Origin of the sequence: Ochrobactrum sp. 19YEA23 (genome assembly GCF_029909865.1) — a bacterium.
GTDB classification, from domain to species: Bacteria; Pseudomonadota; Alphaproteobacteria; order Rhizobiales; family Rhizobiaceae; genus Brucella; species Brucella gambitense.
The window spans coordinates 1,291,723-1,313,220 of sequence record NZ_JASAMQ010000001.1; the positions used below are offsets into that span (position 1 = coordinate 1,291,723).

Sequence of the window (21,498 nt, forward strand, 5' to 3'; positions counted from 1 at the left end):
ACGGCAGCAGGTGATCGAATGCATTTTGCGCTTTCGCCTGTCGCCGAAAATGCTGGCTATCGTCTCGAGGTTTTCGAGACGGTAGGCTCCACCAATGCAGTGGCTCTGGAACGGGCAGCTAGCGGTGATCCGGGCAAGCTATGGCTTGTCTCGAAAAGACAGGAAAGCGGGCGTGGAAGACGCGGGCGCGCCTGGTCTACACCGGAAGGCAATCTGGCCTCCACACTTCTTCTGATTGAATCCTACGAGTTGAAAACGGCGGCAACGCTCGGTTTTGTTGCAGGCCTGTCGCTCGCCGATGCGCTGGAAGCGGCTTTTGCAGCAACCGGACCAGCCGTACCGCCGAAGATCGGTCTGAAATGGCCGAATGATGTGCTGCTGGACGGCGCTAAGCTGTCGGGCATTCTGCTGGAATCGTCGATTCTTGCGAAGGATCGCTTTGCGGTCGCCATCGGTATCGGCACCAATATCGTGGCTTTCCCCGATGATCTGCCCTATGCCGCGACCTCGCTGAATGCGCTTGGCAGCAAGTGCGACGCCGAGACATTGTTTGCGGCTCTTTCCGACGCATGGTCGGTCAATTATCGTGTGTGGGACGAGGGGCGCGGACTCGACGCCATTCGCAAACGCTGGCTGGAGCGGGCACATGGTTTGGGCGGAAATGTCACCATGCAGGTTGAAGGCAACATCATCGAAGGCCGCTTCGAGACAATAGATGAAGCATGCCGTTTCGTGATCCGTGACAATGATGGCGGGCGCGTTACGGTCACAGCGGGCGATGTTTATTTTGGAACTGCTGCAACACTGCGGAAATAACAGCTTTCTTTTATCTTGCCGGGGTTGCAACTAAAGCCATTTAGGTCCAGTGGATGCGGCGAAAGCATGTCTCCCCGAAGTGGGATCAAGTTTTGACGCATCGGCCCGAAAATCGGAATCGATTTTTGGAAAGCTCGATGCGCAGATGGAAAGTCTTGGAGCGTTCTTTGTGCCTCATTTCGGAGACCTAAAGAACGCTCCAAGCGCGAACTGATCCAGATACACTTTGCAAGCAGGTATAATTACAAAGGAAATTGCATGGCCCGATCCAATACTCCGGAACTCGTCTTCCTGCCGCTCGGCGGCGTGGGCGAAATCGGCATGAATCTCGCTATGTACGGCTTTGGACCTGCTGATAATCGCGAATGGCTGGTCGTCGACATGGGCGTGAGCTTTGCCGGGCCGGAACAGCCGGGCGCCGACCTTATTCTGCCGGATATCCGCTATCTTGAAGCGGAAAAGAACAATGTGCGCGGTATCATCATTACCCACGCGCATGAAGACCATTTCGGCGCGCTGCTCGATCTGTGGCCGCGCCTGAAGGTTCCGGTCTATGCGACGCCGTTCACCGCCGGTCTGCTTGAAGCCAAGCGTCAGGCAGAGTTTAGCGCGCCGGAAATTCCGATCACCATCTACAAGGCCGGTGAGAAGTTCGAGGTTGGCCCGTTCAAGGTTGAAGCGGTTGCCGTCACGCACTCCATCCCGGAACCGGTATCGCTTGCGATTACCACGCCGCTCGGCACGGTTGTGCATACGGGCGACTGGAAGATGGACCCGGAACCGTCGCTTGGTCCGGTCATCGATGAAGCGCGCTTCCGCGCCATTGGTGATGCGGGCGTTCTGGCGCTGATCTGTGATTCCACCAATGCCATGCGTGAGGGTGAATCCCCGTCGGAACGTCAGGTAGGCGAAAGCCTGCGCGAGCTGATCGAAAATGCGCGTGGTCGTGTCGCGATCACCACCTTTTCTTCCAATGTGGGCCGTATTCGTTCGATTACGGAAGCGGCGCGCGATGCGGGCCGTCAGGTTCTGGTCGTCGGGCGTTCGATGAAGCGCGCGATCTCGGTTGCAACCGAGCTGGGCTATATGGAAGGCCTGCCGGAATATCTGAGCGAAGAGGATTACGGATATATTCCGCGTGAAAACGTAGTGATGATCCTGACCGGCAGTCAGGGCGAGCCGCGTGCAGCGCTTGCCAAACTGGCCCGCGATGAAATGCGCAGTCTGGCGCTGTCGCCCGGCGATACGGTCATTTACTCGTCGCGCGCCATTCCGGGCAATGAAAAGGCCATTCTCGATATCAAGAACCGCTTGATCGACCGCGGCGTCAAGATCATTGGCGACGACGATGCACTGGTGCATGTCTCTGGCCATCCGCGTCGCAGCGAGTTGAAGCGCATGTATTCCTGGGTTCGCCCGCAGATACTCGTTCCGGTGCATGGCGAAGCTGCGCATCTGGTGGCGCAGGGTTCGCTTGGCGCGATGGAAGGGATCGGACAGGTTGCGCAGATCCGCAATGGTGATGTGCTGCGACTTGCCCCCGGCAAGGCCGAAATCGTCGACGAAGCGCCGATTGGCCGTATCTATAAGGACGGCAAGCTGATTGGCGATGAGGAAGAGATCGGCATGGTCGAGCGTCGCAAGCTCGCTTATGTCGGCCATGTCGCCGTTTCGATTTTGCTCGACCGTGAGCACAAGTTGCTCGATGAGCCTGATCTTGTGACGTTCGGCCTGCCGGAAGAAGACGGTCAGGGCGAACTGATGGAAGATACTCTCCTCGATGCGGTCGTTGAGGCAGTCGAGAGCATTCCGCGTGTCCGCCGCAAGGACGTCGAGCTGGTGCGTGAATCTGCACGCCGCGCCGTGCGTGCTGCGGCAAATCAGACGTGGGGCAAAAAGCCGGTGGTGACCGTATTCGTGAATAGGATACGCTGAACCATCACTCGTCAGGAATAGCAGCAAGGGAGGTGCTGATGCTCGAACGTTTGAACCATGTCGCGATTGCCGTTCCGGATATCGAGGCTGCGTCCGCGCTTTATCGTGGCAAACTGGCTGCAAATGTCGGTGCGCCGCAGGCCTTGCCGGAACACGGTGTGACCGTGGTTTTCATCGACGTCGGCAATACGAAGATCGAGCTGCTGGAACCTTTGGGCGAGGGATCGCCCATTGCGGCCTTCCTCGAAAAGAACCCTTCGGGCGGCGTGCATCATCTCTGCTATGAGGTGGAAGACATCATTGCCGCGCGGGATAAGCTCAAGGCTGAAGGTGCACGTATTCTCGGCGATGGAGAACCGAAGACCGGTGCGCACGGCAAACCGGTCCTTTTCCTGCACCCAAAGGACTTCAACGGCACACTGATCGAACTTGAGGAAGTGTAATCATGTCCATCATGTCCGGCATAGCGATCTATTTCATTATCTGGTGGACGGCGCTTTTCGCACTGCTGCCCGTCGGTCTGCGGACGCAGGCTGAAGAAAACAATGTCACGCTCGGCACTGTGGCCAGCGCTCCGGCAACGCCGCGCATCGGCCGTGCATTTTTGCGCACCACGATCGTCGCCACGCTGATCTTCGCCGTCTATTATTATGTGACGCAGGTCAGCGGTTACGGTCTCGACGACATTCCGCATTTCTTCCCCGATTTGACATAAACGCATTCTCGAAATCGAATGAAAAAAGAAAGGCTGCCTATAAATTAGGCAGCCTTTCTTTTATGCAGAGAAAGGGTTGTGTGCAGCCGAGACCTGAATCAAAAACTTACGATCTTAGCGTAACTCACTGAATTATATGGAGCTAAAGGAGTTTCGCGCACTGCGCTATATTCCGTTCGGCGGTGGTGGGGTGTCAAGAATAAAACTACTTTTACTTTGGCAACTTATTGAAAATATCCGCCTGCAAAAGCAGCTCGATAAATCCTACAAATTCAATGGGTTATTGCGCGACTTTTTTTAATACCGTCGGTGATGGGTGCGGCACATGCAAATGCAAAAAAAAAGCAAGGCTTTCGCCTTGCTAATAAAATACGCGTTCGATCCGTTTCCATGTTACTGGCGGCTGCGTAGCTCGCGCCTGGATCCATCCTCCCAAGACTTTGACCGCGTGAAAACAACGGTTTTATTCCGTTGTTGCTCTTATGATGAAAAAAATAGCGAACTGCACAGCTTTTGTCACCAAAAATCTTCTTCAGCGTCATAATTCTTTCGTGAAATTTTCCAAATGCTGATGATATATCTGTAATATATTGAAATTGAATGTGAATTCGGAGGCGGAGTTTTGCACCCTTGGGCCATTTACCTGCCTCTCATGCCTGTGGATGGTGAAAACCGCTCCGCGCAAAGCTTTTTCAAGCGGGTTTTCAACACAAGCATAACCCGATAAGAAACCTTCAAATATGCTTAATTTTTGCCTGATTCTTGAAGCAAGCAGGCATTCTCTCTGGATCGGTGGTTACGATGCGTTTGTCGCGGTATTTTTTGCCCATTCTGAAGGAAAATCCTAAAGAGGCGGAAATCGTCTCTCATAGGCTTATGCTGCGTTCGGGTATGATCCGCCAGCAGTCGGCAGGCATCTATTCGTGGCTTCCGATTGGCCTGAAAGTGCTGAACAAGGTCTGCGATATCATCCGTGAAGAGCAGAACCGCGCTGGCGCCAACGAAATCCTGATGCCGACGATCCAGTCCGCCGATCTTTGGCGTGAAAGCGGGCGTTATGACGCCTACGGCAAGGAAATGCTGCGCATTCAGGACCGTCAGGAGCGCGAAATGCTCTTTGGTCCGACCAATGAAGAGATGGTCACGGATATTTTCCGTTCCTATGTGCGCTCCTACAAGGATCTGCCGCTCAATCTCTACCATATCCAGTGGAAGTTCCGCGACGAAGTCCGCCCGCGTTTCGGCGTGATGCGGTCGCGCGAGTTTCTGATGAAGGACGCCTATTCGTTCGACCTCGATTATGAGGGCGCGAAGATGGCCTATTACCGCATGTTCGTCTCTTACCTGCGCACTTTTGCTCGCGTCGGTCTGCAGGCAATCCCGATGCGTGCCGATACCGGCCCGATTGGCGGTGATCTGTCCCACGAATTCATTATTCTGGCCGAAACCGGCGAAAGCCAGGTCTATTGCGACAAGGCCTATCTGGATCTGGCCGTGCCGGGCGCGGATACGGATTTCCGCAACGATGCGCAGCTCACCGACATCGTCACTCGCTGGACGACGCCTTATGCGGCAACCGACGAAATGCATGACGAGGCCGATTGGGCCAAGGTCAAGGCTGACGATCAGGTTTCGGCGCGCGGCATCGAAGTTGGTCACATCTTCCATTTTGGCACGAAATATTCCGAGCCGATGGGTGCGAAAGTGCAGGGCCCGGATGGCAAGGAACATCTGGTGTCGATGGGTTCTTACGGCATCGGCCCTTCGCGTCTGGTGGCCGCCGCTATCGAAGCATTCCACGACGATGCGGGCATTATCTGGCCGAAGGCGATTGCACCGTTCGGTGCAGGCATCGTGAACATGAAGCCGGGCGACGAAGGTTGTGATGCCGTGAGCGAGAAGCTCTACGAAGCTCTGACCAATGCCGGTATCGATCCGCTTCTGGACGATAGGGACGACCGTCCCGGCGCCAAGTTCGCCACGATGGACCTGATTGGCCTGCCGACGCAGGTGATCGTCGGTCCGCGCGGCGTGGCCGCTGGCGAGGTTGAAGTCAAGGATCGCAAGACCGGCGAACGCCAGAACCTGACGGTGGAAGCCGCCATCAACATGCTGACGGCTGAAGCATGAGCGGCGCGGCGGCAGCAAAGTCCGAAGGGCCGGCCAAGGCAGCTGTAAAGCCGCCGAAGTCCGGCCCATTCTCGGCCTTCGAACGGATGATCGCGTGGCGATATCTGCGTGCGCGTCGCCGTGAGACATTCATTTCGGTTATTGCCGGATTTTCTTTCACCGGCATCATGCTGGGCGTGGCGACACTCATCATCGTTATGGCGGTGATGAACGGTTTCCGCGCGGAGCTTCTGTCCCGTATTCTTGGCATTAACGGCCATCTGATCATGCAGCCGATTGATCGTCCGCTGGATGATTACGCCGATCTGATCAAGCGTATCGACGGCATTTCCGGCATCAAGTTCGCTATTCCCGTTGTGGAGGGGCAAGCTCTGGTGCAGGGCACCATCGGCGCAGGTAATGGCGCGTTGGTTCGTGGCCTTCGTGAAGAAGACCTTGAAAAGCTGAAGCTCGTGTCTGGGAATATTCGCCAGGGTACGCTGCAGGGCTTCGACCAAAGCGGTGGTGTCGCCATTGGCACGCGCATGGCCGAAAATCTCGGCCTGTCGATCGGGGATACGCTCCGGGTGATTTCGCCCGATGGCGATGTCACGCCATTTGGCGTTAATCCGCGTGTGAAGGCCTATCCGATTGTCGCGATCTTCGAGATCGGCATGTCGGAATACGATAATTCCATCGTGATGATGCCGCTTTCCGAAGCGCAGCTTTTCTTCAATCAGGAAGGAAAGGTGCAGTCGCTGGAAATCTTTGTCGATAATCCCGACAAGGTGGATGCGATGCGCGCACCGGTGGAAGAGGCGGCAGGTCGTCAGTTGACACTTGTTGACTGGCGTCAGCGCAACCAGACCTTCTTCTCGGCTCTGGAAGTTGAGCGCAATGTCATGTTCATGATCCTGACGCTGATCGTGCTTGTGGCTGCGCTTAATATCATTTCCGGTCTCATCATGCTGGTGAAGGACAAGGGGCACGACATCGCCATTCTGCGCACCATGGGTGCGACACGCGGCGCGGTGATGCGCATATTCCTGATGACGGGCGCCGCCATCGGCGTGACCGGCACGGTCGCCGGTGTGGTGCTCGGCGTGGTCGTATGCCTGAATGTCGAGCGGCTGCGTGAGTTCTTCTCGTGGCTGTCAGGCACGACGCTGTTCAATCCGGAACTCTATTTCCTGAGCCAGTTGCCAGCCAAGATGGACCCGGGCGAGACGATTTCCGTCATCGTCATGGCACTGGTTCTTTCCTTCATCGCCACCATTTTCCCGGCCTGGCGCGCTGCCAAGCTCGATCCGGTCGAAGCATTGAGGTACGAATAATGGCGGCTGAAATTATTCTGCGGCTGGAGAAGGTCAGTCGCGCCTATAAGGAAGTCGACCGGGAACTGGTCATCCTGAAAGATGCCGATTTCACGCTGCGTCGCGGCGAGATGGTGGCGCTCGTTGCGCCATCCGGCGCAGGCAAGTCCACGCTGTTGCATACAGCGGGCCTTCTGGAGCGTCCTGACCATGGCGATGTCTTTCTCGACGGTCGCTCCTGCAGCGCTCTCTCGGACGACGACCGCACAGCGGTGCGCCGCAACGATATCGGCTTCGTCTATCAGTTTCACCATCTGCTGCCAGAGTTTTCCGCGCTGGAAAATGTGATGATGCCGCAGATGATCCGTGGCCTGACCAAGAAGTCCTCGGCGGAACGTGCGCAGCAATTGCTCGAATATATGAAGATCGGCAAGCGTGCTTCGCACCGTCCTGCCGAGCTGTCCGGTGGTGAACAGCAGCGTGTCGCCATTGCGCGCGCCGTTGCCAATGCCCCGCTTGTTCTGCTGGCCGACGAGCCGACGGGCAATCTCGACCCGACGACCTCGTCCTATGTGTTTGGCGCGCTGGAAGCCCTCGTGCGCCAGTCCGGTCTGGCGGCGCTGATCGCCACGCATAATCACGAGCTGGCCCGCCGCATGGACCGCCGTGTGACCTTGCAAGACGGCAAGGTCGTCGATCTGTAAAAGGCGCGACCAAAGCGCCGTTATCTTCTCCATTGCTAAGCCATTGAAACCGCAGGCGCGTGATACCGCCTGCGGTTGCACGTTTATTATTCGTAAACCCTAAAGTAACTGGCGACTCGAACAGGGTGTTGACTTTGGAACAAAAATAGAACAAAAAATAAACATACGTGAACACAGAGGAGTTTCCCACATGACCGATCTCGTCCACGACGTTTTGTCATTCGTCTCCGTCAGCCTGTTTATTGCAACCTTCGCCATCTGGGTCAGCGCGATCTGAAGTGACTGGCGCATATCTTCCATAGCCGAAAGCCGGTTATGGGCACTGATATGCGCAACCAAGCTTAGAGCGCGTTCGCTGAATTTCGCCGTAGAAACGGGTCGAATGGAATGCGCTTTTGAGGGTTCTCTTGTGTACCCTTTCGATACCGGCGGCTGTCTCTCTGGACATCGCCGGGACATTCCCTGAAACTGAAAGCTTAAGGCGACAGAGTCGCTGGCGACCAGTCGCATTTCAGTAGGCGGTCCCATGAAACGGGTGTATGTCCACCCGCACGGTTCAGTTTGATCGGGGTAGATAGAATGAGTGATGCAGCAGCAGACAATGCAGCCGGTGGAAGCGTTTCCACGCCGCGTTTTGTGCATCTGCGCGTTCACTCGGCCTATTCCTTGCTTGAGGGCGCATTGCCGCTTGGTAAGGTTATCAAACAGGCGATTGCCGACCAGGCGCCGGCCATCGCGGTAACTGACACCAACAATCTGTTTGGTGCACTGGAGTTTGCGCAGAAGGCATCGAAAGATGGCGTGCAGCCGATTATTGGCTGTCAGGTCGATGTTGCCTTCGGCGATCACAATGACAATGGGCGCAGCGTCAATCGCAGGCTCGCGCTTGATCTGGCTCCTCTCGTCCTGCTCGCCTCGACGGAAGAGGGCTACGCAAATATCGTGCGGCTGGTCAGCCGCTCGTTTCTGGACACGCCTGCGGGCGATCCGGTCCACATAGATGCGAGCTGGCTGCCAGCACTTGCCAAGGACGTCATTGTTCTGTCGGGCGGGCCGCTCGGGCCAATCGGTCGTTCCTTTGCGGCAGACCGGCCAGACAGGGCGCAATCGCGTCTGGCATTCCTGCATGAGACATTTGGCAATCGGCTTTATGTCGAATTGCAGCGCTATGCTGGCTATGACCGCGCTCTGGAAGCAAAGACTGTTGCGCTTGCCTATGAGATGGAATTGCCTCTGGTTGCCACCAATGAGGCGTTCTTCCTCAAGGCGGAGGATTACGAAGCTCACGATGCGCTGCTGGCCATCGCGGAAGGCCAGATCCTTTCCAATGACGACCGCCGCCGCCTGACGCCGGATCATTATCTAAAGAGCCGCGCCGAGATGGCGGCGCTGTTTGCCGACTTGCCTGAGGCGCTGGACAACACGATCGAGATTGCTGAGCGTTGCAGCTGGTACACGCAAACGCGCGCTCCGATTCTGCCACGCTTTACCGGTGAATCCGACGATCCGGAAGCCGCTGTGGCCGAAGAAGCGGGCGAACTGGCACGGCAGGCCCGCGAGGGCTTGCAGATGCGGCTGGAAAGCGTGGGCCTCGCTGAAGGCTATACGCAGGAACAATATGCCGAACGTCTCGAATATGAGATCGGCATCATCACCCGAATGAAGTTCCCCGGTTACTTCCTGATCGTTGCGGACTTCATCAAATGGGCCAAGGCCCATGGCATCCCGGTCGGGCCGGGCCGTGGTTCGGGTGCGGGTTCGCTTGTCGCTTACGCGCTGACGATTACGGACGTTGATCCGCTGCGCTTCTCGCTGCTGTTCGAGCGCTTCCTCAATCCCGACCGCGTATCGATGCCCGACTTCGATATCGACTTCTGTCAGGATCGCCGTGAAGAGGTGATCCGCTATGTGCAGGAGAAGTACGGGCGCGATCAGGTTGCCCAGATCATCACCTTCGGTACGCTTCAGGCGCGCGCTGTGCTGCGCGACGTCGGCCGTGTGCTCGAAATGCCCTATGGTCAGGTGGATCGGCTCTGCAAACTGGTGCCGCAAAACCCGGCCAATCCGGTGTCCCTGGCGCAGGCCATCGAAACCGAACCGAAGATCACCGAAGAGCGTGAGAAAGAACCGGTCGTCGGGCGGCTTCTCGATATGGCGCTCAAGCTCGAAGGGCTCTACCGCCACGCTTCGACCCACGCCGCCGGTATCGTGATTGGCGACCGTCCGTTGTCGGAATTGGTGCCGATGTATCGCGATCCGCGATCCGATATGCCGGTCACCCAGTTCAATATGAAATGGGTGGAGCAGGCCGGACTGGTCAAGTTCGACTTTCTCGGACTGAAGACGCTGACGGTTCTGGAAACGGCGGTAAAACTCGTTGCGCGCAAGGGGATCGAGATCGATCTGACCCGGCTGCCGTTTGACGACGAGCTGACCTACGAAATGCTGTCGCGTGGTGAGACCGTCGGCGTGTTCCAGGTTGAAAGTGCGGGCATGCGTAAGGCGCTGCTCGGCATGCGGCCTGACCGTATCGAAGACATTATTGCGCTCGTCGCGCTCTATCGTCCGGGGCCGATGGAGAACATCCCGACCTATAATGCGCGTAAGAATGGTGAAGAGGAAATCGCTTCCATTCACCCGAAGATCGACCACCTGATCAAGGAAACGCAAGGCGTTATCGTTTATCAGGAACAGGTGATGCAGATCGCGCAGGTGCTGTCCGGCTATTCGCTCGGTGAAGCTGACCTTCTGCGCCGCGCCATGGGTAAGAAGATCCGCGAGGAAATGGACAAGCAGCGCGTCCGTTTCGTCACCGGCGCTATCGACGGCGGTGTCGACAAGGCGCAGGCGAATATGATCTTCGATCTACTCGCCAAGTTTGCCGATTACGGCTTCAACAAGTCGCACGCGGCGGCCTACGCCATTGTCTCCTACCAGACCGCCTATATGAAGGCGCATTACCCGGTCGAGTTTCTGGCCGCGTCGATGACCTATGATATGTCGAACACCGACAAGCTCAACGATTTCCGCCGTGAAGCGAATCGTCTGGGGATTGAGGTTGTGCCGCCATCGGTTATGACCTCGTTCCGTCCGTTTGAAGTCGGTGAGAAGCAGATTTTTTATTCGTTGGCTGCCATTAAGGGCGTTGGTGAAGCCGCTGTCGATCATATCGTGGATGTGCGCGCCCAGAAGCCGTTTGAAAGCCTTGAGGATTTCTGCGAGCGGATCGATCCGAGGATCGTCAATCGCCGTGTGCTGGAAAGCCTGATCAATGCAGGTGCGATGGATTGCTTCAAGCGTGAACGCCCGGCAATGAGTGCGGGCATGGACCGTATCATGGGCTTTGCCCAGCGCACGCAAGAAAATGCCGCCAGCGGCCAGTCCGATATTTTCGGTCTGTCTGGCGCGCCGAAAGAACAGCTCATCCTGCCGCAGGCAGCGCCATGGCTACCGTCGGAAATGCTGCATCGCGAATTTCAGGCGGTCGGCTTCTATCTGTCGGCGCATCCGCTGGATGAATATCGCACCGTTCTCGACCGCATGCGCGTGCAAAGCTGGGCCGATTTCTCGGCTGCGGTGAAGCGCGGCGCCAATGCCGGGCGTCTGGCAGGCACGGTGACGGCACGTCAGGAGCGCAAGACCCGTACCGGCAACAAGATGGGCATTGTGCAATTGTCGGATGCCAGCGGCCAGTTTGAAGCTGTTCTGTTCTCGGAAGGACTCGCGCAATACCGCGATCTTCTGGAAAGTGGCAAATCGGTGGTGATCACAGTGCAGGCTGAAGACCGCCCGGAAGGCATCGGTTTGCGCATACAGACCGTGCAATCGCTTGAAGACGAGGCCTGCCGTATGCAGAAGGCCATGCGGCTTTATCTGCGCTCTGCGGAAGCGGTTCGCCATATCGCACCACATTTCAACACGCGTGGCGATGGACAGGTCAGCCTCATCGTCATCAAGGATAATGGCCAGCGCGAAGTTGAAATCGAATTGCCGCATCGCTATCGCGTCAGTCCGCAGATCGCGAGTGCCATGAAAGCCATTCAGGGCGTCGTGGACGTGGAACTGGTTTAAAGTATTTCCAGCAAAAGTGTGAAGCGGTTTGCGCAGGAGAATGCGTTTTAAAAAGCCCGGTTGTGAGACCGGGCTTTTCCTTATGCCACGGATGGTACGCCAAGCGCCTTGCGCACTTCTGGCGCAACTTTGGTGCCGAACAGCTCTATCGATTTCATCGTATATTTATGTGGCAGATTGCCGAGCGCGGTCTGGAGCAGAAAGCGGTCGTGCTTGAAGTAGCTGTGTTGGGTCAGGATCTTGTCGATAACCTGTTGTGGACTGCCAACCAGAAGCGATCCACGCGGTTCGCGCATGGCGTCGAATTGCTCGCGTGTGGTCGGTGGCCAGCCGCGCTCGCGGCCAAGATTCGCCATGACATGGGAATAAGATGGAAAAAACTCATCCGCCGCTTGTTGTGCGTTTTCAGCGACATAGCCGTGCGAGTTGATTCCAACTTTGAGCTTCTCAGGCGCATGACCGGCTTTTGCGCCAGCTTCGCGATAGAAATCGGTCAGTTGTGCAAACCTCTCCGGATAACCGCCGATGATGGCGAGCGCCAATGGCAGCCCAAGCAGGGCGGCGCGACCAACCGAAGCTGGCGTGCCGCCGACTGCAAGCCATATGGGGAGTGTTTGCTGGACAGCACGAGGATAGACGCCACGCCCGTCGATGGCCGCACGCGTTGTCCCGGTCCAGCTCACGCGTTCATTGTCGCGAATGGTCAGAAGCAGATCGAGCTTCTCGGCAAAAAGCGTGTCGTAATCGTCGAGATTATACCCGAATAGCGGGAAGGATTCGATGAAGGAGCCGCGTCCCGCCATGATTTCAGCGCGCCCGTTCGAAATCAGGTCGAGCGTGGCGAATTGCTGATAAACGCGCACGGGATCGTCGGACGAAAGAACAGTGACCGCACTCGTCAGCCGGATGTTTTTCGTTCGCGAGGCGGCGGCAGCCAGAACAACGGCGGGTGCGGATACGGAATAGTCGGGCCGATGGTGTTCGCCAAGGCCGAAAACGTCAAGCCGCACCTGATCGGCCAGTTCGATCTCTTCGATCAGATTGCTGATGCGCTGTTGCGGGGAGATCGGCTTGCCGGTTTCCAGGTCGGGGCCAAGATCGCCAAAGGTGTAGATTCCCAGTTCCATGAGGTCTCCGCCTGTTGTGTCTCAATCAATAAAGCCGGATGACATTAGCCACCCGGCTTTGATGCTAAAGCAGGTATCGATCTACTTCGACAGGATCGAACGCGATCGCGAGGCTGTAATCAATAGGCAGCGGTGAAGCGCTTGCCGATATGCTTGCCCTGTTCGGCTTCATCCACAATGGCGACAGCCAGATCGGCGACCGAAATGACGCTTTCGCCCTTGTCGTTGAAAACCGGCTCGTCGCCGCCAAGACGATACTTGCCTGTGCGTTCGCCCGGCTGAAGCATGATTGCAGGGGATACGAAGGTCCAGTCGAGACTGCTTTCTGCGCGCAGTTCGTTCAGGGCTTCGCGAGCGCCCAGAGCACCTTCTTTCCATTCTGCAGGGAACTCAGCAGAATCGACAAGCTGCTGACCGTTGATCGACAGGCTGCCCGCGCCCCCGACAGCGATGAGGCGCTTGACGCCTGCCTTCTTGGCAGCTTCGTTGATTGAGCGACTGCCCTTGATGTGGTTTTCACGAATATTCGTGTCGCCCCAGCCCGGATTGAAAGCGGAAATGATGATGTCCTGTCCGGAAAGCTGCTTGGCCAGCGCGTCCGTGTCGTACACGTCCGTCTTGACTGCGGTCACATTGGCAAGCTTTTCTACCTTTTCCGGGTGGCGAACCAGCGCTGTAACTTGATGACCGCGCGATGCTGCTTCCTTGAGGATTGCAGCGCCAACAAAACCCGTCGCGCCGATGAGTGCGATTTTAGCCATTCCAGTTCCTTCCTTACGCTTTCGTAGCGTTGTGTTATAAGGTATGTTTCATAATCAGGTTATTTCTGGTAACCACATATGTCAGGCTTGAGGGCTTGTGAAGAACGCACTTCTACATGGGCAGGAAACATGGAAGTAACCGCCCAAAAGGCAAGACGATCAGCGTTGGAACAATCAGGATCATGGTAGAAGTTCGCCAGCGCGAGGTTTGATCCAAGGTCTGAACCTTGAAGCCGGGAGGCAAGATTGAAGCATCCGGTTTGATCCGATGAAGCGAGTATGTGATAAGAATGACTATGACGATACCGACACGACCAGACGCCAAGACGCCGCTCCTGTCTTCAACACCGGCCTTTGAGACGGACGGCAAGGGTTCTTGCCCGATCCGTGATGTGCTCGACCGCGTGGGTGACACGTGGAGCATTCTCGTCGTCTTCAGTTTGCAGAGCGGCTCCATGCGTTTCAACGCCTTACGGCGGGAAATTGAAGGAATCTCGCAGCGTATGCTGACCGTCACGCTGCGTTCGCTTGAACGTGACGGGCTGGTGTCGCGGCATGTGCGCCCGACATCACCGCCGGAGGTGGAATATTCGCTGACCGAACTGGGGCATTCGCTGGCGGGGCCTATCGACAGTCTGGGTCAATGGGCGGTCGCAAACCGGACGGCGTTGCGCAGCGCTCGCTCCCGTTTCGATAGCGAACAGGAATAGCAGGCTGGAACTGATTCCTGTCCAGCACGTTGGCCTTGGGGCGGCGTAACAGGAGGAGATGCCATGCCTGCAAAATCTCAAGCCCAGCAGAAAGCCGCCGGCGCTGCACTTGCGGCCAAGCGCGGCGAGATCAGGGTCGGCGAGCTTTTCGGCGCATCGGAGGAAATGTATCAATCGATGACCGAGAAGGAACTGGAAGAATTTGCCGAGACCAAGCGCAAAGGCCTGCCTGAGCACGTCGAAGACAAAAAGAGCACCTGACTTGTGATCAGGTGCTCCGTTTGGTCTGGCAGTTGCCGCTGGGCTTACTCAGCGGCTTTGGTTTGAACCAGCTCGATGGCGGTCAGTTTGCCATTGGTGATGCCGCAACGCAGGTTGACGCCATCCCATTTATAGCCAGTGCTCTTGATGCGCGCTTCGCCCGGCACCGAGATCACGGCAGATACCTTGCGCGGGTCCTTTGTGCTGAACTTCGACGACGTATCATTGGTCGTTGCCGACGAAATATCATCCTTGGTAAAGCCCAGACGGTCGTATTTCTTGTCCTTCTTCACCAGATCATAGCCGCTGGCCACGCAATCGGCGACCTGCGGCGAGGCATGCTGGTCCTTGACCAAAGTCTGGTAGTTCCCGGTGAAATCTTTCGAGCGTTTCGGAACGGCGTCTGCGTGGGCAGCGCCCGCAAAGCCGATTGCGCAAATGGTGGAAAGTATAATTTTGGTCAATTGCATGCCCCACATCCTTTTCGGAAACCGTGCAAAATAAGCAACAAGAGCGGTCCCAACGATTCTATCCTAATCAGAACCGTTCTGGAATCGATAATACGGCATCAGAGTAGAAACCGGATTTGGATTTTTTTATGAATTCCGGGCGGTTAGAGTAAAACTCTCGTGACTAGATCTTGAGCCTGGCTCACTGGCATATCCGGGCCGTGCAGCTTTTGCCGTGGCAGCCCTGATCAAGGTGCATGTTGGTGCGGTGGGCGGCATCGCCATCGGGGCCGATAACGGTCATGAATAGCTTGCAGCTTGCGCCATGCACCGCACGCCAAAAGGCCTTTTCCTTGTCGGCTCCGTTCCAGCCGCTTTCCAGCTCCGTCTTGCTGCCGTCAGAGAACGTGAAGGACATGATGTCGAGCGCATTGCCAAACGCATGTTCGGAGACGCGGCCTGTCGACGCGCCATTCACCTTGCGGCATTGATAATCAGAGCCGGTGCCGATTTGCGTAATCTTGATGTCCTTGCCGTAGATATCCTGCGCGGCATTTTTCACGTCGTTACTCCATTGGGCGAGTGTCACCGCCATGGCGCAATTTGTCTTGACGGGGTTTGCGAGCTTGAGCGGTTCATCCTTACCGATTGCCGTCAGTGATAGCGGCGAATGAACGCCGCATTGTGCGCCATCCTCAATGGGCGACAGGAGCTTGCCTTCGACGTCGCCGGAAATAAGCGCAGGGCAGGCGACCTGATAAACGCGCTCGTCAGGTGCAGGTTTTGCGGGTTCAGGCTGTTTCGGCTCGGCTTGTTCGGGCGGAGTTGGTTTCTCAGACGGAACGATGACAGCAGGCTGCGCCTCGTTTTTCGGTTCGGGTTTCTCATCCGGTTTTGATTCCGGTGCGGATGCTGGGGCTGGCGTCGGAGTAGGCACTGGCGCTGCCTCCGGGACCGTTTCTGGTCGGCGAGCAGGTGTCGGAACGGGAACAACCACAGGCAATGCCGACTGGGATGTCGGTTTTTCGGGCGCTTTCTGTTCCTGTCGGGGGGCAGGCTGCTTGCTTTGCCGCTTCTTTTGCGACTTCGCTGACGGACGCTTGCGCTGCTGCTTGGCCTTTTGCGCATCGCGTTTCAGGATTTTTTCGATGAATGTCTGCCCCTGGGCGGGCTGAGGATAAAGGACCGCCGCTCCAGCGGGAGCGAACAAACTGATGGTGAGAACTGCGGCAATCGAACCTTTGCGGGATAGGAAACGGGGCAGGACCAGCAACACCGATGAACACCTCATCTTCTACAGCCCCGACTGCATAATGCGGGAAACAGAGGCCGCGTTCCTTCACGCTTGATGGCAATATGTTGCAAAAGAGGACGAAAAACGCTTTAAACGCCCGGTTATCAGGGCTTTGGCAAGCGTTCGAACTTGACAAGATGACATGCACATGACTAAAAGCCCGGCATCGCTGGCGCTTTAACGCGCTGGCGTTTCATTTGACGTGTCCCGTGGATGAAGATCGCTGCTGCGCGCTTCATCCTGTCAGTCCTCGAAAACGGAGGGCAGAGGAGGGCGCGTTTCCTGTCTGCGCCGTATGGCGCACTAACTTTTTGAAGGAAATGCGATGAGCAAGCGCGAATCCGCAAAGTATAAGATTGACCGCCGTCTTGGCGAAAACATCTGGGGTCGTCCGAAGTCCCCGGTTAACCGTCGTGAATATGGCCCGGGCCAGCACGGCCAGCGCCGTAAGGGCAAGCTCTCGGACTTCGGTGTGCAGCTGCGCGCCAAGCAGAAGCTCAAGGGCTTCTACGGCGATATCTCGGAAAAGCAGTTCCGCAAGACCTATGACGAAGCCGCTCGCCGTAAGGGCGACACGGGTGAAAACCTGATCGGTCTTCTCGAATCGCGTCTGGATGCTGTTGTGTACCGCGCAAAGTTCGTTCCGACGATCTTCGCTGCACGCCAGTTCATCAACCACGGTCACGTGAACGTGAACGGCCGTCGCGTCAACATCCAGTCCTTCCGCCTGAAGGCCGGTGACGTTGTTGAAGTTCGTGAAAAGTCGAAGCAGCTGGTTGTTGTTCTCGAAGCTGTTCAGCTCGCAGAACGAGATGTACCTGACTACATCGAAGCAGATCACAACAAGATGGTTGCGACCTACGCCCGCGTTCCGACCCTGACGGATGTGCCTTACGCTGTCCAGATGGAACCGAACCTCGTCGTCGAATTCTATTCGCGTTAATCTGGTCGCCTTCGGGCACCACTTATCGCAAAGAAATGGCCGCCCATGGTTTCCCCATGGGCGGCTTTTCTGTATGTAAAGCGCAGTACGAGACAGCATCCGAGAAGAACCATGAACGCTTTCGATCTGAACATTGCGCCCGATAATTCGCCCGGTATATCGGAAGACACCAGCGGAGACGGTTGCCATGCGCTGTTTCGCGAAGTGCCCGCTTCGGTCGAATTCAACAAGCTGCGCAAGCGCCTTCTGCGTCTGACGCGTCAGGCTATCGAAGACTTTGCTATGGTGAAGCCCGGCGAGCGCTGGATGATCTGTCTGTCCGGCGGCAAGGATTCCTATGGCCTGCTGGCGCTGCTGCTCGACCTCAAATGGCGCGGACTGCTGCCGGTGGAACTGCTGGCCGTCAATCTGGATCAGGGGCAGCCGAATTTTCCAAAGCACATCCTGCCCGACTTCCTGAATCGCTATGGCATCGAGCACCGCATCGAATATCAGGACACCTATTCGATCGTGACGGAAAAGCTGCCAGAGACCAGCACCTATTGCTCGCTCTGTTCGCGCCTGCGTCGTGGCAACCTTTATCGTATCGCGCGTGAGGAAGGCTGCTCGGCGATTGTTCTCGGCCATCATCGCGAGGATATCCTCGAAACCTTCTTCATGAACCTGTTCCATGGCGGGCGTCTCGCCGCCATGCCTCCAAAACTTCTGAACGACGAAGGCGACCTGATGGTGTTCCGCCCGCTGGCCTATGCTGCGGAAGACGATCTGGAAAAGTTTGCGACGGCCATGCAGTTTCCGATCATTCCATGCGATCTGTGCGGCAGCCAGGAAGGGCTCCAGCGCAACGCCATGAAGGCCATGCTGACGGATATCGAAAAGCGCATGCCGGGCCGTAAGGATACGATGATCCGCGCCATGACCAATGTGCGCCCGAGCCACCTTCTGGACCGTAAGCTGTTTGATTTCGCAGGCCTGATGGCTGGCCAACGAGACGGGAAGAATGAGGGGAATGACAGTGCGCTTTGATGAAGGCCAGATTGACTGGCTTGCCGATCTTTTGGCGGAGGCCGCCCAACAGGAAATCATGCCGCGTTTCCGCACGCTTGATGCGGACGGCATCCGGCAGAAGACGTCGCCGGCCGATCTGGTAACGGAAGCCGACGTCAATGCAGAGCGCTTTATCACCGCGAAGCTCAAAGAGCGTTATCCCGATGCGATGATCGTGGGTGAGGAAGCTTGTTCCGACAATCCAGCCGTGCTCGATGGGCTCGGCGATGCCGATTTTGCCTTCACCATCGATCCGGTAGACGGCACATTCAATTTCGCATCCGGTGTGCCGCTCTTTGGTGTGATGCTGGCCGTTGTGTCGAAGGGCGAGACCGTAGCGGGTATCATTCATGATCCGGTTGGCAATGACTGGATCATGGCCGCAAAGGGTAGCGGTAGCTATGTTCGCCATGCCAGCGGCAGCACGCGAAAGGTGCGCGTTGCCGAACCTGCTGGTATCAACCAGATGACAGGCTCGATTTCATGGCAATATACGGCTGAGCCGATGCGCTCACGTCTCGCGCGCAATCACACGAAATTTCTGTCGCAGATCGGTTATCGCTGCGCGGCGCATGAATATCGCATTCTCGCGACCGGTGGCGCGCATTTCGCCGTCTACAACAAGCTCATGCCGTGGGATCATTTGCCCGGCGCGCTGATCCATCAGGAAGCTGGCGGCCATCTCGCACGCTGGGACGGCAGCGAATATCACCCGTCGCATATCGGTGGGGGCATATTGGCTGCGCCGAGCAAGGAGAGCTGGCAGGCCATTCAGGCCGCGCTCTGGGAAGAGTAGGAATGAAAAAAGCCCGCCAATTGGCGGGCTTTTTTGTGCCTTATCCGACGACATGTTCGGCAGGCGGGTTTTGCACCCGGAACAGTTTGCCGCGTTCGGCAATCAGTACACAGATCAGTGCGACGAAGCCGAGTACGCCGTAACCCATCGCGACAGGTGTGGTGGTGCCGTCAAAGGCCTGACCGATGATCGCGCCAAGTGCGGCACCAATGACCGTTTGGGCAAAGCCCAGCACAGACGAGGCCGTGCCTGCCACTTCGCCCAGCGGCTCCATGGCGAGTGCGTTGAAATTGGCGGTCACGAGGCTGAACGAGAACATAATGGTCATGTAGATCGCCATCAGCAGCGGGAACGGCACAGGATCGACAAGCACAATCGACAGCACCATCCAGAGCAGGCTGAAACTGGTAAAGACCAGCAGCATCGTCTGGGAAATGCGGCGCATACCGTAACGCCCAACCAGTCGGGAGTTGAGGAATGAAGCCAGCGCCAGCGTCATGGCAACCGCTGCAAAGGCCAGCGGAAACAAAGACCCGAGCTTGTAGATTTCCACGAATATCTGCTGGGCCGAGTTGATATAGCCGAACAGCGCGCCGAGGATGAATGATGTGCCAAGCATGTAGAACAGCGCGACGCGGTTGGACAGCACGATGCCGAAGCCGCCGACTACGCTCTTGACGGTCAGCGGACGGCGCTGGTCGGTCGGAAGCGTTTCAGGCAGTCGGATGAAGGCCCAGATGCCGATAATGATCGCCATGATGGCCATTGAAAGGAAGATGAGGTGCCATTCGCCGAACAGCATGATCAGCTGTCCGGTGGCGGGGGCGACGACCGGCAAGATCATGAAGATCATCATCACCAGTGACATGACTTCCGCCATCTGGCGGCCGGCAAAGCGGTCGCGGACCACTGAAACGGCAATGACGCGCGTTCCGGCTGCACCGAGCCCCTGAAGCACACGCAGAATGATGAGCGTGGTGAAATCCTTGACCATGGCGGCGCCCAGCGCTGCCAGAACATAGATCACCAGTCCGCCGAACAGTGGCGCGCGACGGCCAAAACGGTCGCTGAGCGGTCCGTAGAAGAGCTGCGAGACACCAAAGCCGAGCAGGTAGGCAGTGATCACGAATTGAACGTGGTTTTCCGACTGCACACCGAGGCTCGCGCCAATCTGCGGCAGGCCGGGCAGCATGATATCAACCGCCAGCGCATTGATGGCCATAACAGCTGCGATCAGTGCAATGAATTCGCCGCGCCCGTGTATGGAGGTCTTTTGATCCGGCGAGGCGTTCTTTATGTCGATCGGCATGACTGACATTCCTTGGCATAATGACGCGCCGCGCCTGAAAAGGGCGGTGCGAACGTCGAAATCTCGAAAATGGGGCACCCGGCAGAAGCTGCCGTCGGATAAAAACGAAAAGGCGCCGATGAACGGCGCCTTTATAAAAAGCTAAGACTAAAGCCGTATGACCGGCTATTAATCCTCAAGCAGCCTTGGTGGCAATACCTTTATCGGTAAAAAGTGCTTGTAGTTCGTTGGACTGGAACATTTCGCGCACGATGTCGCAGCCGCCAACGAATTCACCCTTCACATAAAGCTGCGGGATGGTCGGCCAGCTGGAATATTCCTTGATGCCCTGACGAATCTCGTCGGAGGCGAGCACGTTCACGCCCTTATAGTCGACGCCAAGATAGTCGAGGATCTGAACGACCTGACCGGAAAAGCCGCACTGCGGAAAGCCGGGCGTGCCCTTCATGAAAAGCACGACGTCGTTGGTCTTCACTTCATTGTCGATGAAATCGTTAATACCGGTCATCTCGTTTCCTTTCAGAGCGTGCGCCCAATGTCGTCAGAACATATGGGGCGTCATCACGCGTCAAACAAACTTGCCGGGTCGTTTTCCGGCACAATTGGGAGGTCTCTCCCAATATAATCATTTACATGCTCGTAACCACCCCGTTTGGGCGAAAGCAAGTCAAATACGCGCGAAGCGCCGGATTTAAGGGGCAGCATCTTGCCGCAGCAGATGCAATCCGCTCAATAAAGCGTTTGCCTTATTCCGGCACGCTGGTCTGCAGGGCGAGCGCGTGAAGCACGCCGCCCATATTGCCCTTCAATGCGTCATAGACCATCTGATGTTGCTGCACGCGCGACTTGCCGCGGAAACTCTCCGCGACCACTTCGGCTGCATAATGATCCCCGTCTCCGGCAAGGTCGCGGATCGTCACCTTTGCGCCGGGAATCCCTTCGCGTATCAGCTTTTCGATCTCATGAGCGTCCATAGCCATGCAAAAACTCCCGCCGTTTCCAGCTTCTTATCGTTGTTAGTCATCGAATCGTACCGCACCATCGTGGAACGTCAATGAGTATCTGTCTAATGTTTAAATGCCACACAAGCGATCCATACAAGCAAAACGCCCGGACGAGATATTCATCCGGGCGTTGA

At 56.7% G+C, this 21,498-nt stretch carries 22 protein-coding genes; 14 read left to right on the top strand and 8 right to left on the bottom strand.

Features of this window, described 5'->3' with window-relative positions; all coding sequences use genetic code 11:
* Nucleotides 1-18: 18 nt before the first annotated feature.
* From QBD01_RS06025 to QBD01_RS06040, 4 genes are all read left to right on the top strand, one after another.
* Nucleotides 19-816 carry a biotin--[acetyl-CoA-carboxylase] ligase gene (locus QBD01_RS06025; protein WP_280991988.1) on the top strand — a complete coding sequence of 266 codons (798 nt, stop codon included), beginning with the start codon at nt 19-21 and terminating at the stop codon, nt 814-816.
* Between the two features lie 258 nt (nt 817-1,074).
* On the top strand, nt 1,075-2,751 hold the full coding sequence (locus tag QBD01_RS06030; RefSeq protein WP_280991989.1) for a ribonuclease J: 1,677 nt from the start codon (nt 1,075-1,077) through the stop codon (nt 2,749-2,751).
* 38 nt (nt 2,752-2,789) lie between these two features.
* Complete coding sequence (mce, locus tag QBD01_RS06035) at nt 2,790-3,194, top strand: methylmalonyl-CoA epimerase (RefSeq protein WP_121535839.1); 405 nt, start codon at nt 2,790-2,792, stop codon at nt 3,192-3,194.
* Between the two features lie 2 nt (nt 3,195-3,196).
* Nucleotides 3,197-3,466, top strand: coding sequence for a DUF1467 family protein (locus QBD01_RS06040; RefSeq protein WP_280991990.1), 270 nt, complete (start codon nt 3,197-3,199; stop codon nt 3,464-3,466).
* Nucleotides 3,467-3,738: 272 nt separating this feature from the next.
* Here the strand turns inward: QBD01_RS06040 and QBD01_RS06045 are convergent, their stop codons facing one another.
* A complete protein-coding gene (locus QBD01_RS06045) occupies nt 3,739-4,008 on the bottom strand; it encodes a hypothetical protein (protein ID WP_280991991.1) in 270 nt (89 codons plus the stop codon).
* A 259-nt stretch (nt 4,009-4,267) separates the two neighbouring features.
* Here QBD01_RS06045 and proS point away from each other — a divergent pair, with 259 nt between their 5' ends.
* The 4 genes from proS to dnaE all read left to right on the top strand — a co-directional run bounded on the left by proS (nt 4,268) and on the right by dnaE (nt 11,663).
* Nucleotides 4,268-5,596 (top strand): proline--tRNA ligase, encoded by a 1,329-nt coding sequence (gene proS / locus QBD01_RS06050; RefSeq protein WP_280991992.1) that lies wholly within the window; start codon nt 4,268-4,270, stop codon nt 5,594-5,596.
* Nucleotides 5,593-6,909: a lipoprotein-releasing ABC transporter permease subunit gene (locus QBD01_RS06055; protein WP_280991993.1), complete on the top strand. Its 1,317-nt coding sequence runs from the start codon at nt 5,593-5,595 to the stop codon at nt 6,907-6,909. Before proS ends, QBD01_RS06055 begins: the two co-directional genes overlap by 4 nt.
* Nucleotides 6,909-7,592, top strand: coding sequence for an ABC transporter ATP-binding protein (locus tag QBD01_RS06060; RefSeq protein ID WP_078338440.1), 684 nt, complete (start codon nt 6,909-6,911; stop codon nt 7,590-7,592). Before QBD01_RS06055 ends, QBD01_RS06060 begins: the two co-directional genes overlap by 1 nt.
* A 579-nt stretch (nt 7,593-8,171) precedes the next feature.
* Complete coding sequence (gene dnaE / locus QBD01_RS06065) at nt 8,172-11,663, top strand: DNA polymerase III subunit alpha (RefSeq protein WP_280991994.1); 3,492 nt, start codon at nt 8,172-8,174, stop codon at nt 11,661-11,663.
* Between the two features lie 80 nt (nt 11,664-11,743).
* On the opposite strand, the gene QBD01_RS06070 is transcribed toward dnaE, so the two are convergent.
* Nucleotides 11,744-12,790 (bottom strand): LLM class flavin-dependent oxidoreductase, encoded by a 1,047-nt coding sequence (locus QBD01_RS06070; RefSeq protein ID WP_280991995.1) that lies wholly within the window; start codon nt 12,788-12,790, stop codon nt 11,744-11,746.
* 119 nt (nt 12,791-12,909) lie between these two features.
* The gene (locus tag QBD01_RS06075; protein ID WP_280991996.1) at nt 12,910-13,551 is read right to left on the bottom strand and encodes an NAD(P)-dependent oxidoreductase; all 642 of its coding nucleotides are present in this window, start codon (nt 13,549-13,551) and stop codon (nt 12,910-12,912) included.
* 296 nt (nt 13,552-13,847) lie between these two features.
* Here QBD01_RS06075 and QBD01_RS06080 point away from each other — a divergent pair, with 296 nt between their 5' ends.
* Complete coding sequence (locus QBD01_RS06080; RefSeq protein WP_078338443.1) at nt 13,848-14,261, top strand: helix-turn-helix domain-containing protein; 414 nt, start codon at nt 13,848-13,850, stop codon at nt 14,259-14,261.
* Nucleotides 14,262-14,324: 63 nt separating this feature from the next.
* Nucleotides 14,325-14,522, top strand: a complete 198-nt coding sequence (locus QBD01_RS06085; RefSeq protein ID WP_280991997.1) for a DUF3008 family protein — start codon at nt 14,325-14,327, stop codon at nt 14,520-14,522.
* A 44-nt stretch (nt 14,523-14,566) separates the two neighbouring features.
* Here the strand turns inward: QBD01_RS06085 and bspC are convergent, their stop codons facing one another.
* Both bspC and QBD01_RS06095 read right to left on the bottom strand, forming a co-directional pair.
* Nucleotides 14,567-14,992 (bottom strand): type IV secretion system effector BspC, encoded by a 426-nt coding sequence (gene bspC, locus QBD01_RS06090; protein ID WP_280991998.1) that lies wholly within the window; start codon nt 14,990-14,992, stop codon nt 14,567-14,569.
* 181 nt (nt 14,993-15,173) lie between these two features.
* Nucleotides 15,174-16,262, bottom strand: a complete 1,089-nt coding sequence (locus tag QBD01_RS06095) for an extensin family protein (RefSeq protein WP_280991999.1) — start codon at nt 16,260-16,262, stop codon at nt 15,174-15,176.
* Between the two features lie 328 nt (nt 16,263-16,590).
* Between QBD01_RS06095 and rpsD the strand changes: the two genes are divergently transcribed.
* From rpsD to QBD01_RS06110, 3 genes are all read left to right on the top strand, one after another.
* On the top strand, nt 16,591-17,208 hold the full coding sequence (rpsD, locus tag QBD01_RS06100; RefSeq protein WP_078338446.1) for a 30S ribosomal protein S4: 618 nt from the start codon (nt 16,591-16,593) through the stop codon (nt 17,206-17,208).
* 111 nt (nt 17,209-17,319) lie between these two features.
* Nucleotides 17,320-18,234, top strand: coding sequence for a tRNA 2-thiocytidine(32) synthetase TtcA (ttcA, locus tag QBD01_RS06105; RefSeq protein WP_392391310.1), 915 nt, complete (start codon nt 17,320-17,322; stop codon nt 18,232-18,234).
* Nucleotides 18,224-19,051 (top strand): inositol monophosphatase family protein, encoded by an 828-nt coding sequence (locus QBD01_RS06110; RefSeq protein WP_280992123.1) that lies wholly within the window; start codon nt 18,224-18,226, stop codon nt 19,049-19,051. The genes ttcA and QBD01_RS06110 overlap by 11 nt, the downstream gene beginning before the upstream one ends.
* 40 nt (nt 19,052-19,091) lie before the next feature.
* Here the strand turns inward: QBD01_RS06110 and QBD01_RS06115 are convergent, their stop codons facing one another.
* A complete protein-coding gene (locus QBD01_RS06115; protein WP_280992000.1) occupies nt 19,092-20,360 on the bottom strand; it encodes a multidrug effflux MFS transporter in 1,269 nt (422 codons plus the stop codon).
* On the opposite strand from QBD01_RS06115, the gene QBD01_RS06120 reads away from it, so the two are divergent.
* Entirely contained in the window at nt 20,347-20,505 is a 159-nt protein-coding gene (locus QBD01_RS06120) for a hypothetical protein (RefSeq protein WP_280992001.1), read from the top strand. The two genes, QBD01_RS06115 and QBD01_RS06120, sit on opposite strands and share 14 nt — an antisense overlap.
* 30 nt (nt 20,506-20,535) lie before the next feature.
* On the opposite strand, the gene grxD is transcribed toward QBD01_RS06120, so the two are convergent.
* The gene (gene grxD, locus QBD01_RS06125; protein ID WP_078338449.1) at nt 20,536-20,868 is read right to left on the bottom strand and encodes a Grx4 family monothiol glutaredoxin; all 333 of its coding nucleotides are present in this window, start codon (nt 20,866-20,868) and stop codon (nt 20,536-20,538) included.
* A gap of 238 nt (nt 20,869-21,106) precedes the next feature.
* The gene (locus QBD01_RS06130; RefSeq protein ID WP_007874594.1) at nt 21,107-21,340 is read right to left on the bottom strand and encodes a BolA/IbaG family iron-sulfur metabolism protein; all 234 of its coding nucleotides are present in this window, start codon (nt 21,338-21,340) and stop codon (nt 21,107-21,109) included.
* Between the last annotated feature and the right edge of the window lie 158 nt (nt 21,341-21,498).

Excerpts from the sequence above, each read along its gene's own strand:
- QBD01_RS06025 (WP_280991988.1), top strand. The coding sequence starts at position 19 with ATGCATTTTGCGCTTTCGCCTGTCGCCGAAAATGCTGGCTATCGTCTC.
- QBD01_RS06030 (WP_280991989.1), top strand. The coding sequence starts at position 1,075 with ATGGCCCGATCCAATACTCCGGAACTCGTCTTCCTGCCGCTCGGCGGC.
- mce (WP_121535839.1), top strand. The coding sequence starts at position 2,790 with ATGCTCGAACGTTTGAACCATGTCGCGATTGCCGTTCCGGATATCGAG.
- QBD01_RS06040 (WP_280991990.1), top strand. The coding sequence starts at position 3,197 with ATGTCCATCATGTCCGGCATAGCGATCTATTTCATTATCTGGTGGACG.
- QBD01_RS06045 (WP_280991991.1), bottom strand. The coding sequence starts at position 4,008 with ATGACGCTGAAGAAGATTTTTGGTGACAAAAGCTGTGCAGTTCGCTAT.
- proS (WP_280991992.1), top strand. The coding sequence starts at position 4,268 with ATGCGTTTGTCGCGGTATTTTTTGCCCATTCTGAAGGAAAATCCTAAA.
- QBD01_RS06055 (WP_280991993.1), top strand. The coding sequence starts at position 5,593 with ATGAGCGGCGCGGCGGCAGCAAAGTCCGAAGGGCCGGCCAAGGCAGCT.
- QBD01_RS06060 (WP_078338440.1), top strand. The coding sequence starts at position 6,909 with ATGGCGGCTGAAATTATTCTGCGGCTGGAGAAGGTCAGTCGCGCCTAT.
- dnaE (WP_280991994.1), top strand. The coding sequence starts at position 8,172 with ATGAGTGATGCAGCAGCAGACAATGCAGCCGGTGGAAGCGTTTCCACG.
- QBD01_RS06070 (WP_280991995.1), bottom strand. The coding sequence starts at position 12,790 with ATGGAACTGGGAATCTACACCTTTGGCGATCTTGGCCCCGACCTGGAA.
- QBD01_RS06075 (WP_280991996.1), bottom strand. The coding sequence starts at position 13,551 with ATGGCTAAAATCGCACTCATCGGCGCGACGGGTTTTGTTGGCGCTGCA.
- QBD01_RS06080 (WP_078338443.1), top strand. The coding sequence starts at position 13,848 with ATGACGATACCGACACGACCAGACGCCAAGACGCCGCTCCTGTCTTCA.
- QBD01_RS06085 (WP_280991997.1), top strand. The coding sequence starts at position 14,325 with ATGCCTGCAAAATCTCAAGCCCAGCAGAAAGCCGCCGGCGCTGCACTT.
- bspC (WP_280991998.1), bottom strand. The coding sequence starts at position 14,992 with ATGCAATTGACCAAAATTATACTTTCCACCATTTGCGCAATCGGCTTT.
- QBD01_RS06095 (WP_280991999.1), bottom strand. The coding sequence starts at position 16,262 with ATGAGGTGTTCATCGGTGTTGCTGGTCCTGCCCCGTTTCCTATCCCGC.
- rpsD (WP_078338446.1), top strand. The coding sequence starts at position 16,591 with ATGAGCAAGCGCGAATCCGCAAAGTATAAGATTGACCGCCGTCTTGGC.
- ttcA (WP_392391310.1), top strand. The coding sequence starts at position 17,320 with ATGAACGCTTTCGATCTGAACATTGCGCCCGATAATTCGCCCGGTATA.
- QBD01_RS06120 (WP_280992001.1), top strand. The coding sequence starts at position 20,347 with ATGTCGATCGGCATGACTGACATTCCTTGGCATAATGACGCGCCGCGC.
- QBD01_RS06115 (WP_280992000.1), bottom strand. The coding sequence starts at position 20,360 with ATGCCGATCGACATAAAGAACGCCTCGCCGGATCAAAAGACCTCCATA.
- grxD (WP_078338449.1), bottom strand. The coding sequence starts at position 20,868 with ATGACCGGTATTAACGATTTCATCGACAATGAAGTGAAGACCAACGAC.
- QBD01_RS06130 (WP_007874594.1), bottom strand. The coding sequence starts at position 21,340 with ATGGCTATGGACGCTCATGAGATCGAAAAGCTGATACGCGAAGGGATT.